Genomic DNA, 15,775 nt, shown 5'->3' with positions numbered 1-15,775 from the left:
ATCCATGATGTACCTTTCCGAATTCGTTCATGGTAGAATGATGGAGAACACTCGCGCACGTTTCGTGCGATCACATTATAGACAGCAAAGGGGTTTACGAACGTGACTGACCAACAAGTGATTGAAAAAGCAAAAGAATTGGCCGAACTTCTCGCGAAGACGCCAGAAGTGGCGCGTTTCAAAGAAGCAGAGACGAAAGTGAACGAAAGCGAACGCGTGCAAACGCTCATCAAACGCATCAAGTTTTTGCAAAAAGAAGCGGTCAACTGTCAACACTACGGGAAGACAGAGGCCCTCGCGAAAGTCGAACAGAAAATCGACAAAGCAATGGACGAGCTTGACACGATCCCGGTCGTCCAAGCGTTCCAAGAGACGCAAGTTGAGGTGAACGACCTGCTTCAATATGTGACGGTGACGCTTGCGAACTCCGTGACCGACCGCATCATCGAATCGACAGACGGCGACGTACTCGCTGGTAAAACAGGAAGTGGCATGGCGGCCGAGAAATCACGCGGCGGCTGCGGATACTAACAAACAGCTGGCCTCTGGTCAGCTGTTCTAATTTCTAGAGGTGAAAAAAATGGAAATCATACATCAAACCCCGATGATGAAACAATACTTCTCAATCAAGGCGGACCATCCAGACGCCTTTTTGTTCTATCGACTTGGCGATTTTTATGAGCTGTTCTTTGAAGACGCGCAAATCGTAGCGAAAGAACTCGAATTGACGCTCACATCGAAGAACGGGAAGAACGCGGAACATCCTATTCCAATGTGTGGGGTTCCTCATCACTCGGCCGCTATCTACATTGAGCAATTGATTGAGAAAGGTTTTAACGTCGCCATCTGCGAGCAGATGGAAGATCCAAAAGCGACGAAAGGGCTCGTCAAACGGGAAGTCATCCAAGTGATCACACCTGGGACGTATATGGCCGCCCTCGGTGACAAGGAGAACCGCTATCTTGTCGCGGTGACGAACCATCCACTCGGCTACGGGGTGGCACGTGGCGATGTGACGACAGGTGAATCTTGGCTCACGACCTTGCCGACGCGAGAAGCCGTTCGCCGCGAGATGGAAGGACTACTCCCGAACGAGGTGCTCGTCTCGGACGAACGTTTGAAGGACGTGTTGGCACCGCTCGGCATCCCGCTCTCGGTTCAAACCGACCGGATCGATAGCGACTTGGCCGTTGACGCTAGAGACGAGGCGCAACGAGACGCGTTCGCCTTGCTATACGCGTATTTGACACGAACACAAAAACGTTCGCTCGACCACTTGCAACCTGCCGTTGCCTATGAAGTCGAGCAGCACATGCAGCTTGACGCCAACACGGCCCGAAACTTGGAATTGTTCCGCTCGGCCCGTTCCGGGGAACGGAAAGGGTCGCTCCTCGCCCTGTTAGATGAGACGACGACCGCGATGGGAGGGCGACTATTAAAACGTTGGCTCGAACAACCGCTCTATACGGAAGGGGCGATAGAAGCGCGACTCGATGCGGTCGAAAACTTGTTAGACGACTTCATGTTACGTGACCAACTCCGCGAACAGTTGAAGTACGTATACGATATCGAGCGTCTCGTCGCCAAGGTCGGCTACGGGACGGCGAACGCCCGCGACCTCGTGCAGTTGCGCGATACGTTATCCCGCATCCCGGACGTGCGCGCCCTGTTACAAGCGGTGACGGCGTCAAGGCTTCGTCAAATCGATGGGGAACTCGATTCGTTTGAGGAATTAGCGGAATTGCTTCACCGAGCGCTCGTCGACGCACCGCCCATCTCGACGAAGGAAGGCGGCATGATTCGAGAAGGGTATTCGAGCGAGCTCGACGAACTGCTCGAAGCGAAAGCGAACGGGAAGACGTGGATTGCCAACCTTGAACAACAAGAGCGTCTTGCGACCGGAATCAAGTCGCTCAAAATCGGTTATAACCGTGTGTTCGGTTACTATCTTGAAGTCACGAAAGCGAACGCGAAGCTGCTCGAGGAAGGGCGGTATGAACGGAAACAGACCCTAACGAACGCCGAGCGTTACGTCACACCGGAATTAAAAGAAAAAGAGGCGCTCATTCTTGGGGCCGAAGAGAAGAGTTGCACGCTCGAGTATGACTTGTTCGTGGCACTTCGAGACGAGGTCAAGCGCGAGACGAAACCGTTGCAGCGGCTTGCCCGTTCGCTCAGTGAACTCGACGTCTTGCTCAGTCTCGCCATCGTCGCCGAAAAACGGGATTACGTTCGCCCGACGACGGCGAAACATGTTCAAATCGACCGCGGCCGCCATCCCGTCATCGAGACGGTGCTCGGGCGCGGCGAGTACGTCGCGAACGACTTGACGCTTGACGACTCACGGCGGATGCTCCTCATCACGGGACCGAACATGTCCGGTAAGTCGACGTACATGCGTCAATTCGCACTCATCGCCATCATGCATCAGATCGGTTCGTTCGTCCCGGCCGAAGCGGCCGAGCTCCCATTGTTCGACCGTATCTTCACGCGAATCGGGGCAGCCGACGATTTAGTCAGCGGCCAGTCGACGTTCATGGTCGAGATGACCGAGACACGTCAAGCCGTCACGGAAGCGACGGAACATAGCCTCATCTTGCTCGATGAGATTGGACGCGGGACGTCGACGTATGATGGGATGGCGCTCGCGCAAGCGATCGTGGAATATATCGCGGCCACGATTGGCGCGAAGACGCTCTTCTCGACCCACTATCACGAGTTGACCGTGTTGGAACAGACGATCTCGACGCTAGAGAACGTGCACGTCCGCGCAGTCGAACGTGATGGTCGCGTCGTTTTCTTGCACGAGGTCCACCCAGGCAAGGCGGATAAATCGTATGGGATTCACGTCGCCGAGTTGGCCGACTTGCCGGCAGATTTGATTGACCGGGCCCGGTCCATTTTAGAGCACCTCGAAGCCGAACCGGCGCCGGATGAAGCGAAGCGAGAAACACGCCCGACAAGTGAGACGGATGTGGCCCAGCTGTCCTTGTTCGAGAAATCGGACAGTTTAACAGACGAACTGCTCGCGCTCGATTTACTCGCCATGAATCCGATTGAGGCGATGCAGGCGCTCTATGCGCTACAACAAGCTGCGAAGAAAGGATGAGACGATGGGAATCATTCAAGAACTCCCTGAACAGTTAGCCAACCGAATCGCGGCGGGTGAGGTCGTCGAGCGACCCGCCTCGGTCGTCAAAGAACTCGTTGAGAATGCGATTGACGCCGGCGCGACGAAGATTGAGGTCGAGCTCGTCGAGGCCGGGATTCGGCTCATCAAAGTCCGGGATAACGGACACGGATTTTATGAAGATGACGCACCGCGCGCTTTTCTCCGTCACGCGACGAGCAAGATTCGCGACGAGCATGACTTGTTCCGCATCCGAACGCTCGGTTTCCGAGGCGAGGCCCTCGCGTCGATCGCCTCGGTTAGCCACGTCACGCTCAAGTCACGCCGCGCTGAAGAGGTCGGATTTGAGATGACGCTCGAGGGAGGGGTCTTGACCGAGACGAAGCCTGCTGCGACGAACGTCGGAACGGAGATCACGGTCAGCCAGCTGTTTTACAATACGCCGGCCCGGTTGAAATATTTGAAGACATCGGCGACCGAACTCGCGAGCATCACGGATACGTTGAATCGTATCGCCCTGTCTCATCCAGAGGTTCGTCTTGCAGCCTATCATGAAGACAAGGAGTTGTTGCGGACGAACGGAAACGGTGACCTTAAACAAGTGATGCTCGCCATCTATGGACGCCAAGTCGCCTCTCAAATCGTGACGGCGTCGAGCAAGACGAACGACTATAGTTTGAGCGCGTATCTCGTCCGTCCGGAAGTGACCCGTTCGAATAAACAATACGTGACGCTCATCTTGAACGGACGCAGCATCAAAAACTTCGCCCTCACCCAAAGCGTCCTCGAAGGCTATCACACGCTACTCCCGATCGGCCGTTACCCCATCGCTGTGCTCGAAGTGAACATGGACCCGATGTTGATCGATGTCAACGTTCACCCGACGAAGCGCGAAGTCCGGCTCTCAAAAGAAAAAGAGTTATGTCAATTGATTCGAGACACGGTCCAACTGACGCTTCGTGAGCAACGCCTCATCCCGACGGTCCAACCGAAACCGAAAGTGGAACGCGCCCAGACGGAACAAGCGCGACTCGACTTTACCGTCGAGCGCTCGCCTGAAGTGAAAGAAGAGCCGGCATGGAACTACCCGATACCACGCGAACCGATCACGTCGCCGAGCCAGTGGGCGCCAACGCCTTTGAACAAGGAAGTCTCGCCGAGGCACGAGCCTGATTCGGAGGCCACCCCGATGAAACAGAAGACGGAGCGGCTCCCCGAGCTCGACATCATCGGGCAATTACACGCGAGTTATATCGTCTGTGGCGGCGAGGACGGCATGTACGTCATCGACCAGCACGCCGCGCAAGAACGGATCAAGTATGAACTGTTCTATGAACAACTCGGGAACCCGGAGAAAGAGTACCAGCTACTCCTGTTACCGCTCACGCTCGAATTCACCCAGCAAGAAGCGCTCGCCATCGAAGAAGTGCTGCCGCTCTTAGAAGAGGCCGGGATTCAACTCGAGCCGTTCGGAGGGAACACGTTCCTCGTCCGAGAGATTCCGACGTGGTATCCGCAACACGACCTTGAAGGAACGGTTCGGGATTTAGTCGAGATGGCGATTCGCGATCGTTCGATTGACCTTGCCAAATATCGCGAGGAGGCGTCCATTTTGATGGCATGCAAACGTTCGATCAAAGCGAACCATCCGTTGAACGTCGAGATGATGCGCCAACTGATTCACGACTTGTCGGAGACAGCGTCGCCTTACACGTGTCCGCACGGTCGCCCAATCCTTGTCAAATGGAGTACGTACGAACTTGAGAAACTGTTCAAGCGTGTCATGTGACAACGTTGTAATCTTTTTTAACGGTCTGTAACGTTTACCCGATGCGTGACGTGGGAACATTATACACATGTCGCTCAACGCATCGAGGTTGAGAGGTGGCTCTTTCACTGCCTCACCCTCAAGATGTAGACATGATCAACCAGTAGGGGGAAAAGATTATGGCAGACAAGCTTAATGTAACGAAACGAGAATTACGACCACGTTCGGTCCGTGCAAACTTACGTAAAGAAGGCAAAGTGTTAGGTGTCGTGTACGGCTATAAAGTCGAGAGCACACCAGTCGCGTTTGAAGAGATGGCACTTCGTAAAATCCTTCGTGAGCATGGTGATAACGCCTTGATCGAACTCAACATCGACGGCAAGAAAGTGAACACGCTCGTTCACGGGACGGAAGTTGACCCGTTCACAAACGAGTATAAGCACGTCGAGTTCATGGCCGTGAAGATGGACGAAGCAACAGAAGTCGAAGCGGACGTCACGCTCGTTGGCGACGCGAAAGGTGTCAAAGAAGGCGGCTTCTTGGCACAAACGCTCTATAAAGTCACGGTATCGGCCACACCTGCCAACATCCCACAGCGCATCGAACTCGATGTATCTGAACTTGGCATCGGTGACTCGGTGACGGTAGCGGACATTCCAGAAAACAAAGACTACGAGGTTGTCTCGGATGGCGAACTTCAAATCGCATCGGTCAATGAGCCGGTATCACTTGAAGAGCTTGAAGCAGACACAGACACTACGCAAGAAGGTGAAATTGAAGCATCTTCGGAAGAGTCTGAAGAGAAGTCTGAAGACAAAGAATAAGCTCGATCGAACGACCCTTTGCGAAGGGTCGTTTTTTTCGTCACAAATCCGACATATGTAAACGATTACGATGTGAAAAATGTGTCAACATGGTCCAAGGTCGATTGCAATTTATTGGATTTGGGCTTATATTGTTAATGATTTCACATGTTCGTTCTTATTATAAAGGTTCATTCAAACAGAAAGAAGGGTTTGTGACATGGCATCAATGGAAATCCATGCACTTGAATCATTACGGAAGAAAGCTCAGGCGTCATCGCACATGATTCATTATCGGCCAATGGAATACTTTTTACGGGCGATGCTCGCCGGGATCTTTATCGGGTTCGCCGCCATCTTCACACTAAAAGTCGTCAACGGCATGTATCTGCTTGATTCGCCGTTCACGACGCTCATTGGCGGCTTTTCGTTCGGGATTGCACTCGTCATGATCATTTATGGGGGAGCTGAGCTGTTCACGGGGAATACGATGTACTTCACGACGTCGACGTTGCGCGGATATACGACGCTCAGTGATACGATGCTCGTCTGGTTATTGTGCTTTGTTGGGAATGCAGTCGGCGGAATTTTATTCGCCTTATTGCTCGCCCCGACCGGAATCATTCAAGAACTTGGGATGAACAACTGGTTGTTCGCCGTCGTCGAGAGCAAGATGCACCATACGACGGTCGAGATTTTCTTCCGTGCCATCTTCTGCAACTGGATGGTTTGCCTCGCGATTTTCTTGCCGAAACAAATGAAAAATGAATTTGCGCAAATCTTCTCGATGATCTTCCTAGTCGCGGTCTTCTTCGCTTCAGGATTCGATCATGTCATCGCGAACTTCGTCTTGTTCGCGCTCACGCTCGTCGTCCCGCACCCAGAGACAATTAGTTTCGCCGGGGCGATTCACAACTTGGTTCCGGCGACGTTCGGAAACATCATCGGAGGTGCCTTGTTCATGGGGGCCATCTATACGTGGTTGAACGCGAAAGGATTGCGGGAAGCCCAAGAGTCAGAAGAAGTCGAGTTAACGATCGTCAAACCTGCTAAAGAAGTATGACTTATATCACGAATCGTAACAGTCGAGTCCCTGCCTAGGGTTCGGCTGTTTTTTGTCATGTTTGCCCTATAAAGATGTCACAAAGTCGTCCCGCATAAATGCCTGCAAACGTGACATAATCTATATATAGATGATTGGTTCGCTGTTTACAGCGAATGGATTCAATATATAGTGAGGTGTTGCAGGGTGAATTTAATTCGATTGTATGAAGATGTCTGTGTCCTCCCTGACCAGGATTTGGTCCAAGAAAACGCGAACGTGGACGGCAAGTCGCCGCTCGGGAAGCTGGCTCGCTTGTCCTCGGAAGTGTCAAAAGAACTCGCGACGACGTACTTGTTGTCCGAACGCTCGCGACGTGCGGTCGCCGATAATTTTTTATACATTCACGATGCAGACTATTACGTGACGGGCTCGACGACGTGTTGTCAAATCCCGCTCGGGGACTTGCTCTCGAACGGTTTCCACACCGGGCATGGGACGATTCGGCCCCCGAAAGACATTCGGTCGGCGATGGCGCTCGCGTCGATTATCCTTCAGGCGAACCAGAACATGCAACACGGCGGACAGGCGTTCCCGATGTTTGACGTCGATTTGGCGCCGTACGTAGAGAAGACGTATGTGCGTCATCTTGAGCGACTCGAGAAACTTCCGGTCGAGTTATCGAGTGAACAGAAGCACAGGATTGCGAAAGATGAGACGATTACAGCGACCTATCAAGCGTGCGAGGCGTTCATCCACAACGCCAACTCGATGCATTCACGTGGTGGCGGTCAAGTTCCGTTCGTATCGATCAATTACGGGACGGATACATCACCGTGGGGGCGGGTGTTCATCCGTCAACTGTTACGGGCGACGGAGCAAGGGCTCGGTAACGGGGAGACGCCAATCTTTCCGATTCAAATCTTCAAAGTAAAAGAAGGGGTCAACTTTCATGAGGGCGACCCGAACGTCGACCTGTTCAAACTCGCCTGTCAAGTGACGGGAAAACGGCTGTTTCCGAACTTTTCGTTCATCGACGCACCGTTCAACGCCCGATATGATGACGGTACGCCGGCGTCAGAAGTCGCCTATATGGGCTGTCGGACGCGAGTGATGGGCAATCGACACGGCGCCGAGACGTCGATCGGTCGGGGAAACTTGTCGTTCTCGACGCTGAACTTAGTGAAGATGGCACTCGTCTCAACCGACTTAAAAACGTTCTATGCCGTGCTCGATCAATACGTCGACATCGCGATTGAACAGTTGCGCGATCGGTTCGAGTATCAATGCAAGCGCCGTGCCGATGAGTTTCGTTTCCTCTACGGGCAACATGTTTGGCGAGGCGGCGAGAAGCTCGGCCCGGATGACGAGGTCCGTGACGTGTTGAAGCAAGGTACGCTCTCGGTCGGGTTTATCGGTCTGGCCGAGACGCTGCGGGTTTTAATCGGGTCGACACATGCGGAGTCAAGAGAAGCCGAGCGACTCGGGCTCGATATCGTGACCCATATGGCTGAACGGGTGAAAGAGGCGGCGAATCGGTACGATTTAAACTTCTCGCTCCTCGCGACCCCGGCGGAAGGGCTGTCCGGAAAGTTCGTCCTGAGAGACCAGCAGGCGTTCGGGATGGTCGAAGGGGTGACCGACCGCGCCTTTTATACGAATTCCTTTCACGTACCGGTCTATCAGTCGGTCACAATTCGGGATAAGATTCGAATCGAAGCGCCTTACCATGCGCTTTGCGACGCGGGTCATATCACGTACGTTGAGGTCGACGGCTCTCTTGCCCATAATCCAGAAGCCGTCGAAGCGATTGTCCGCTTGATGCGCGAACATGACATCGGCTACGGCTCCATCAATCATCCAGTCGATCGGTGCGCGAGTTGCGGGCTTGAAGGCATCATCGACGCGTCGTGCCCGACGTGTGGGGAGACCGAACAGATTGAGCGAATCCGACGCATCACCGGATATTTGGTCGGGACGATGGACCGATGGAACTCGGCGAAACGAGAAGAAGAAAAAGCGAGGGTGAAGCACGATGCGCGTCCTATCCGTAGTTGAAGAGTCGGTCGTTGACGGACCGGGAATCCGTACCGTCGTCTTTACAGCGGGTTGTCCACATCGCTGTCCGGGTTGCCACAATCCGGAATCATGGAATCCGAACGGCGGGGAAAACATGTCGGTCGAGACGCTTCTGGCCCAGATACAACATTCCGGATGGGATGGGGTCACGGTCTCCGGGGGCGAGCCGTTTCTCCAACCGAGAGAACTGGCAGCGCTCGTCCGGGGATGCAAGCGGATCGGGAAGAACGTCTGGGTGTATACGGGCTACACGCTTGAGTATCTCGAACAGTTGAGCGACGAACATGTGACAGACGTCCTTAATCAAGCCGATGTGCTCGTCGACGGGCGGTTTGTCGAGTCAATGAAAGACAGGTCGCTCCGATTCCGGGGTTCGCGCAATCAGCGCATCATTTTTTTGAACAAAGTGTGATCGGGGCGAATCGCCTCGATTTTTTGTATACTCATAAAAAAGGGGGAATTTATATGAAATGGTGTACATATGAACGTGACGGGGAAGTAGCGATTGGAATCGTCGAAGGGACGAACGTGTATGACGTCAGTAATCAATTACATACGAACGCATTGTTAGAAGTCATCGCCCGTGAGTTCGAGCCAGACGTCGACCTAGACGTCGCACCGCGCTATCCGCTCGAATCGGTCAAACTGCTCGCACCGTACCGTCCGCTCAAAAACGTCATCTGTATCGGAAAGAATTACGAAGAACACGTGAAAGAGATGGACACGGCAGGGGCCGGGAAGCTCGTCATCTTCACGAAGGCGCCGACATCGGTCGTCGGTCCAGACGCAGTCGTCGAACGACATCCGGAGCTGACCGACCAGCTCGATTATGAAGGGGAGCTTGCCGTCATTATCGGCAAGTCGGGCCGCGATATCGAACACGTCGAGGAACACATCTTCGGCTACACGGTCTTAAACGACATTACGGCGCGAGACGTGCAAAAACAACACGTCCAATTCTTCCGCGGCAAGTCGTTTGATACGTTCTGTCCGATTGGCCCTTACGTCGTCACACCGGACGAGCTCTCATTCCCGCTCACGATCGAGACGACCGTGAACGGGGAACTTCGACAAGCCGGCACGACCGCCGACATGATTCGGCCGATTGAAGAATTGATTCGGACGCTGTCAAAAGGAATGACGCTCGAAGCCGGGGACATCATCGCGACCGGAACGCCTGCTGGTGTCGGCCATGGGATGAAGCCACCTGTCTATTTACAGACAGGCGACACGGTCGAGGTATCCATCACGGGGATTGGTTCGCTACGAAATATCATCGTCTAACACATTGACGCAAATTTTGAAGAATCTTGTAAACGCTCCGTCAATTCTTGATGAGCGGATTGGTTCCGGTTATAATCAGAGGAAACATCATTGAGGAGATGAATCAACATGGAACGAAATGATCACACACCTGAAGATAAACGACGCGACGAATGGCTCGACACGGAAATCGGGTCATCGACACGTTCGCCCGAACCACCGCGAGTGGAACGGCCGGCGAGACCGTCCTTCCTCGGACGGATGTTCCCGGGATTTGTCGGAGGGGTCATCGGGGCGCTCGTGACCGGGGCGGTCGCGTTCCCGTTTCTCGACCAACCGGTGTCGAACGTGAACGATACGGCCGTCACCTCGGAAGGGACACCGCTTCAGACGTCCTCGAACGTCGGGGACACGTCGGTGACGGATGCCGTCGCTGCCGCGCAACCGGCCGTCGTGACCGTGAACAATTTCGCGACGCAAGGTTTCTCAAGCCAGTCGGTCGAGGCCGGTGTCGGCTCTGGGGTCATCTATAAAAAAGAAGGCGACGCTGCATATATCGTCACGAACCATCACGTCGTCAACGGGGCTGACCGGTTGACGGTCACGTTTAACGATGGGAAGACGGCGGATGCGACGCTCATGGGCAGCGATGCGACGTATGACTTGGCCGTCTTGAAAGTCGATGCGGCCGACGTGCCGGCCGTCATCAATATCGGTAAGTCCGGCGAGTTGAAGCCAGGACAGACCGTCATCGCCATCGGCAACCCACTCGGTCAGTTCGAAAACTCGGTGACGCGTGGTGTCGTCTCGTCGACGTCCCGACTTGTACCGGTCGACACGGATGAGAACGGACAAGCCGATTTCCACGCCGAGGTCATTCAGACCGATGCGGCCATCAACCCTGGTAACTCAGGCGGCGCCCTCATCAATGAGGCGGGTCAATTGATTGGCATCAACTCGATGAAAATCGCGACAGATGCCGTGGAAGGAGTCGGCTTCTCGATTCCAATCGATATCGCCTTGCCGCTCATCAACCAAATCGAGCAGACGGGCGAGGTGAACCATCCGTCGCTCGGGGTCTCGCTCCGCGACGTGTCGGAGTTTCCGCCTGGATACTTGACCGAACAGATCAACTTACCGGAATCGGTGACGAACGGTACGATTATCATCGATGTGCAGGCGAACAGTTCAGCAGCACGAGCCGGACTTCAAGCCCGTGACGTCATCGTCAAAATCAACGACCAGGACGTCTCGTCGTTCATCGACCTCCGGAGCGAACTCGTTCGCGATGCGGACGGGACGGTGTCGATCGAGTACATTCGTGACGGTCAGACCGAGGCGGTGGACGTCGAGATTCAAAATGCGAACGGTTCAGCACTCTAAAAGGTGGGCATCTTGCCCGCCTTTTTTGATATGCTTAGAAAAAAGGAGAGATTCATTTGCTTCGTATCTTCTATGGCATATTATTTTTAGGCGCCGGCGTCATGCATTTCGTCAACGAGCGTGCCTTCATGTCCATCATCCCGAAGGCTTGGCCGTTCAAACGGTTCATGGTCCAAGTGAGCGGCGTGATTGAGATTGTGTACGGGACGTTGCTGCTGCTGAATCGGGGCACACGGTTCGTCAAGCGGACGGGACCGGCCTTCTTGCTCGCCGTCTTCCCGGCGAACATCAACATGGCGCTGAAACCGTCGCGAATCGGCGGAAAGACGATCCCGAACTGGGTAACGTGGCTCCGTTTACCGCTGCAATGGGTGCTCATTAAAGGAATTAAAAAAATTTAGTACATACGGAGGGGGAAAGTCATGGCTACGAACGTATTGACGTGGTTCGACCACTTTCACACGCATCCGGAAGTGAGCTGGAAAGAAGTCGAGACGACGAAGACGATTGCAACGATCTTGACCTCGCTCGGCGTATCGCACGACACGTTCGATGACGTCACGGGCGTGTTGGCAGAGATTGGGGACGGCGAAGACGTCATCGCCGTCCGGGCCGATATCGATGCGTTATGGCAACAAGTCGATGGGACGTTTCAGGCAAACCATTCGTGTGGTCACGACGCGAACATGAGCATGGTGCTCGGCGCGCTCGATCTTTTGAAAGATGAGCCGTTACAAAAACGGATCCGCTTTATCTTCCAACCGGCAGAAGAGCAAGGCAACGGGTCGCTCGCGATGATTGAGAAAGGCGCCTTGATCGATGTGACGGAACTATACGGGATCCATCTGCGTCCAATCGAGGAGCTCGCGCTCGGTCAGTTCGCGGCGACGATTCAACACGGGGCCGCCGTCTTTTTAAGAGGCAAGGTCATCGGCGACGACGCGCACGGGGCACGTCCGCACCAAGGACAAAACGCGCTCGACGTCATGTTCACGATTCATCAACAGTTGAAAAACATCTATCTGTCGCCGTTCGAACCTCATTCTGTGAAGTTGACCGGGGTGCAGGCCGGCAGCGACAACGTGAACATCATCCCTGGGAACGCCACGTTCTCGATTGACGTACGGGCCCAATCGAACGAGGAATTGCTCGCCTTGCGTGACCGGGTCGAGACAATGCTGCATCAGATTGAATCGCTTCACGGGGTGACGCTCGAGTGGGAGTGGCAAGACTTCACACCTGGAGCCGTCGTCGGCAAACGCTCGAGCCGGCATGCGACGGATGCGATCACGAGTCGGTACGGAAAAGAGGCACTCGTCGAACGGATCGTGACGTCCGGTAGTGATGATTTTCATTTTTATACGGTGAAAAAACCGGAACTCGACGCAACGATGATTGGCATCGGCGCCAACTTGACGCCGGGGTTGCATCATCCGCACATGACGTTCGATCGGTCGGTTCTACAGGAAGGGGCAGTCTTGTTGGCGGATACGTTGCGCCGGGCTGCCACGGAAAAATGAGACGGAAGCGAATCGCTTTCGTCTTTTTGTTATTGCCAACGCCTAATGTAAGCGTTATCATAATCCTATTAGCGACAATATAACGACAATTCTGAATTATTCGCTAACGGGGAGGGAATTGGATGGAACAGGGGAACAAGCAAGAAATGAAACTCGGATGGGCGCTCTTGCCGCTACTTGTCATGATCGGGGTCATGCTCGTGGCGATTGTATTGCTCGAGCAAGGACCACACATCCCGCTCATCATCGGGACGGCGGTGGCATCGATGGTCGCCTACAAGCATGGCTTTAAGTGGAAAGAGATTGAAGAGATGATGTACAAAGGGATCCGGCTCGCCTTGCCGGCGGTCGTCATCATCATTCTCGTCGGTTTGACGATTGGGGCATGGATTGGGGGTGGCATCGTCGCGACGATGATTTATTACGGCTTGACGATTATCTCGCCGGCTTATTTTCTCGTCACGATCTGTTTGATTTGTGCGGTCGTCGCATTATCGATTGGAAGCTCATGGTCGACGATGGGGACGATTGGTGTCGCTGGCATGGGGATTGGACTCAGCATGGGGATTCCGGCAGCGATGGTCGCGGGGGCGGTCATTTCCGGTGCCTATTTCGGGGATAAAATGTCACCGCTGTCGGATACGACGAACTTGGCTGCCGGCTTGACGCATACAAACTTGTTCGAACACATCCGTCATATGCTCTATACGACGGTTCCGGGCCTGTTCATCGCGCTCGGTGTCTACTTTTGGCTCGGCAGACGGTTTAGCGAGTCGGGGACCGATTCATCAGACATCACTCAGACGCTCGCGATCTTGCAAGACAGCTTCTTCATTTCACCATGGCTCTTGTTGATCCCGCTCGCGGTCATTGTACTCGTTGCGAAAAAAGTGCCGGCGATTCCGGCCCTCGTCGTCGGGATCGCGCTCGGGTTTCTCGCTCAATATGTCATTCAAGGCGGGACGCTCGCGGACAGTGTCGGGGCGTTGCAGAGCGGGTACGTCATCAAAACGGGGAACGAACTCGTCGACAACTTGTTCAGTCGAGGCGGGTTAGACGCGATGATGTATACCGTGTCGATGACGATTGTCGCGATGACGTTCGGCGGAATCTTGGAATATTCGGGTATGCTCCAGTCGATTATGAATCAAATCGTGAAGCTTGCGAAGACGGCCGGTTCGATGATTGCGTCGACGATTTTGGCAGGGTTCGCGACGAATGCCACATGTTCCGAGCAATACATATCGATTGTCGTACCGGCTCGCATGTTCGCCGGTGCTTATGAGAAGATGGGGCTTCAATCGAAGAACTTGTCGCGTGCGCTCGAGGACGGGGGGACGCTCACGTCCGTCTTTATCCCATGGAACACATGTGGCGTGTTCATCCTCGGAACGCTCGGCGTCGGGGCGTTCGAGTACGCGCCATACGCTGTGTTGAACTTCATCGTCCCAGTCATCTCGGTCATCTATGCGTTTACTGGCTTCACAATCGCGAAGCTCCATGTGTTACAGACTGTCCCACCGGATGATCAGCGACAAGCGCAATAAACAAGGACGCGTCGTCTGACGCGTCCTTTACGTTGGTAGCTTGAATTTATAAACGGAACGAGGCCTTCCTTGCGCATAACTCATCTCTTCGCCAATCACCTCGACGTAGCCGGCATCAAACAGCTTTTTGATGAGCCGTTCCGTCGTCCGGCGCGACACGTGAAGGTAAGCGGTCATCTCTTTGGCGGTAAACTCATGTGTCTGTTTGGCGAAGCCGATAAGTTTACTCACGTTCGCCGGACTGATTCCGAGTCGTTTCATCAAGTCGAACGCCCGGTCTTCTGTCACGCGGTACGCGATTGTTTCGTCTGTTCCGGGGAACGACAACTTTTTCGACACGTCGATGATTCGGATCGGATGATGCGTCGAGGCTGAGATGGCGATTGTCGCGTGATCATGGGCCGTCTGATAGTCAGGCCCATACCCGATTCCGATTTTTGTCTCCTCATCGGAAGGGGCGAGTGTCTCGATTTGTAACGCCCGTTCAATCACACCTTTTGTGGTGAGCAGAGAGGTCGTGTCGGAATGGACCTCGACATGCCCGTGATGTGGCAACGCGGCAAGGTAGGTTTGAAGCCCAGGTGTCGTGGAGGCATAGAGCACGACGGCGAATTGGGCCGCATCGGCCTGGGCGTGCCGGACCCGCTCCATCAGCTTTTCAACGTGAACGACAATCGTACGTATCGGTTCGATCATGAGCTGGCTGTTATATCCGGCATCAAGCAACTCGTGATGGACGCGCTCGATGCTCGTCACGGCAAGCGAGGCGTCATGAGGTTGCTTCGACGCATGAAACGTGAACACGTCCGTAAAGGAGACGTCGGGATCGATTTTCATGACGTTCGGTCGAGCCATGTCCGGTAAAGAGGCGAAGATTGACGCCAATCGTTCCGGATCGTTCACATCCATCGTCAAGCGATCGAGCGGGACGTGCTGCGTAACGCTCGCATGTAAAAGTGTCGTCAAAAGCACCGTCTCGTCTTGAACGACGTGATGCGCGAGTGTTTCCTTCAAATAGGGAAGGGCGTATGCATACGGGAACGAACCGGAGAAGAAGACGGCGTCGAACGATCCGAGCTGTTGTGCGATGGTGGCCGCTTCTTTCGGATGGTGATAGATGAACGGACTGAACCGGACGTCATCGAACGAGACGGCGCGCATGACGGTCGAGACGAACGTGTCGGACCCGACGAGCGCGAGATGGATGGCCATGAAAACTCCTCCTTGCAATTTAACGACT

The 15,775-nt window shown here is 54.2% G+C and carries 13 protein-coding genes; 12 read left to right on the top strand and 1 reads right to left on the bottom strand.

Annotated features, from left to right (window positions below):
- The first annotated feature begins 102 nt into the window (after window positions 1-102).
- The 12 genes from DI14_RS02585 (at window position 103) to nhaC (ending at window position 14,535) form a co-directional block, all read left to right on the top strand.
- Window positions 103-531, top strand: a complete 429-nt coding sequence (locus DI14_RS02585; RefSeq protein WP_034804829.1) for a RicAFT regulatory complex protein RicA family protein — start codon at window positions 103-105, stop codon at window positions 529-531.
- A gap of 49 nt (window positions 532-580) precedes the next feature.
- Complete coding sequence (mutS, locus tag DI14_RS02580) at window positions 581-3,109, top strand: DNA mismatch repair protein MutS (RefSeq protein ID WP_034804826.1); 2,529 nt, start codon at window positions 581-583, stop codon at window positions 3,107-3,109.
- 4 nt (window positions 3,110-3,113) lie between these two features.
- Window positions 3,114-4,919: a DNA mismatch repair endonuclease MutL gene (gene mutL, locus DI14_RS02575; RefSeq protein WP_034804823.1), complete on the top strand. Its 1,806-nt coding sequence runs from the start codon at window positions 3,114-3,116 to the stop codon at window positions 4,917-4,919.
- Window positions 4,920-5,077: 158 nt separating this feature from the next.
- Window positions 5,078-5,722: a 50S ribosomal protein L25/general stress protein Ctc gene (locus tag DI14_RS02570; protein ID WP_034804819.1), complete on the top strand. Its 645-nt coding sequence runs from the start codon at window positions 5,078-5,080 to the stop codon at window positions 5,720-5,722.
- Window positions 5,723-5,930: 208 nt separating this feature from the next.
- Window positions 5,931-6,764, top strand: a complete 834-nt coding sequence (locus DI14_RS02565) for a formate/nitrite transporter family protein (RefSeq protein WP_034804956.1) — start codon at window positions 5,931-5,933, stop codon at window positions 6,762-6,764.
- A 186-nt stretch (window positions 6,765-6,950) separates the two neighbouring features.
- Window positions 6,951-8,801, top strand: coding sequence for an anaerobic ribonucleoside triphosphate reductase (locus DI14_RS02560; RefSeq protein WP_081825805.1), 1,851 nt, complete (start codon window positions 6,951-6,953; stop codon window positions 8,799-8,801).
- The gene (nrdG, locus tag DI14_RS02555; protein ID WP_034804814.1) at window positions 8,779-9,234 is read left to right on the top strand and encodes an anaerobic ribonucleoside-triphosphate reductase activating protein; all 456 of its coding nucleotides are present in this window, start codon (window positions 8,779-8,781) and stop codon (window positions 9,232-9,234) included. The genes DI14_RS02560 and nrdG overlap by 23 nt, the downstream gene beginning before the upstream one ends.
- Before the next feature lie 53 nt (window positions 9,235-9,287).
- Window positions 9,288-10,106, top strand: a complete 819-nt coding sequence (locus tag DI14_RS02550) for a fumarylacetoacetate hydrolase family protein (protein ID WP_034804811.1) — start codon at window positions 9,288-9,290, stop codon at window positions 10,104-10,106.
- Window positions 10,107-10,214: 108 nt separating this feature from the next.
- On the top strand, window positions 10,215-11,468 hold the full coding sequence (locus DI14_RS02545) for a S1C family serine protease (RefSeq protein WP_034804808.1): 1,254 nt from the start codon (window positions 10,215-10,217) through the stop codon (window positions 11,466-11,468).
- Between the two features lie 56 nt (window positions 11,469-11,524).
- Window positions 11,525-11,869 carry a DoxX family membrane protein gene (locus DI14_RS02540; RefSeq protein WP_081852651.1) on the top strand — a complete coding sequence of 115 codons (345 nt, stop codon included), beginning with the start codon at window positions 11,525-11,527 and terminating at the stop codon, window positions 11,867-11,869.
- A 21-nt stretch (window positions 11,870-11,890) separates the two neighbouring features.
- Window positions 11,891-12,988 (top strand): amidohydrolase, encoded by a 1,098-nt coding sequence (locus DI14_RS02535; RefSeq protein WP_034804802.1) that lies wholly within the window; start codon window positions 11,891-11,893, stop codon window positions 12,986-12,988.
- A gap of 146 nt (window positions 12,989-13,134) precedes the next feature.
- The gene (gene nhaC, locus DI14_RS02530; protein ID WP_369792688.1) at window positions 13,135-14,535 is read left to right on the top strand and encodes a Na+/H+ antiporter NhaC; all 1,401 of its coding nucleotides are present in this window, start codon (window positions 13,135-13,137) and stop codon (window positions 14,533-14,535) included.
- Window positions 14,536-14,562: 27 nt separating this feature from the next.
- On the opposite strand, the gene DI14_RS14970 is transcribed toward nhaC, so the two are convergent.
- Window positions 14,563-15,747 carry a hypothetical protein gene (locus DI14_RS14970; RefSeq protein WP_051622510.1) on the bottom strand — a complete coding sequence of 395 codons (1,185 nt, stop codon included), beginning with the start codon at window positions 15,745-15,747 and terminating at the stop codon, window positions 14,563-14,565.
- Between the last annotated feature and the right edge of the window lie 28 nt (window positions 15,748-15,775).

Source organism: Exiguobacterium sp. AB2 (assembly GCF_000696055.1).
In the GTDB taxonomy this organism is placed as follows: domain Bacteria; phylum Bacillota; class Bacilli; order Exiguobacteriales; family Exiguobacteriaceae; genus Exiguobacterium; species Exiguobacterium alkaliphilum.
The sequence above is the reverse complement of the archived record's forward strand: the minus strand, read 5'-3'. Positions and strand labels throughout refer to the sequence as shown.

What these genes read in the sequence shown, in the direction of transcription:
- DI14_RS02535 (WP_034804802.1), top strand. Translation starts at nt 11,891, where the DNA reads ATGGCTACGAACGTATTGACGTGGTTCGACCACTTTCACACGCATCCG.
- nhaC (WP_369792688.1), top strand. Translation starts at nt 13,135, where the DNA reads ATGAAACTCGGATGGGCGCTCTTGCCGCTACTTGTCATGATCGGGGTC.
- DI14_RS02550 (WP_034804811.1), top strand. Translation starts at nt 9,288, where the DNA reads ATGAAATGGTGTACATATGAACGTGACGGGGAAGTAGCGATTGGAATC.
- nrdG (WP_034804814.1), top strand. Translation starts at nt 8,779, where the DNA reads ATGCGCGTCCTATCCGTAGTTGAAGAGTCGGTCGTTGACGGACCGGGA.
- mutS (WP_034804826.1), top strand. Translation starts at nt 581, where the DNA reads ATGGAAATCATACATCAAACCCCGATGATGAAACAATACTTCTCAATC.
- DI14_RS02570 (WP_034804819.1), top strand. Translation starts at nt 5,078, where the DNA reads ATGGCAGACAAGCTTAATGTAACGAAACGAGAATTACGACCACGTTCG.
- mutL (WP_034804823.1), top strand. Translation starts at nt 3,114, where the DNA reads ATGGGAATCATTCAAGAACTCCCTGAACAGTTAGCCAACCGAATCGCG.
- DI14_RS02545 (WP_034804808.1), top strand. Translation starts at nt 10,215, where the DNA reads ATGGAACGAAATGATCACACACCTGAAGATAAACGACGCGACGAATGG.
- DI14_RS02565 (WP_034804956.1), top strand. Translation starts at nt 5,931, where the DNA reads ATGGAAATCCATGCACTTGAATCATTACGGAAGAAAGCTCAGGCGTCA.
- DI14_RS14970 (WP_051622510.1), bottom strand. Translation starts at nt 15,747, where the DNA reads ATGGCCATCCATCTCGCGCTCGTCGGGTCCGACACGTTCGTCTCGACC.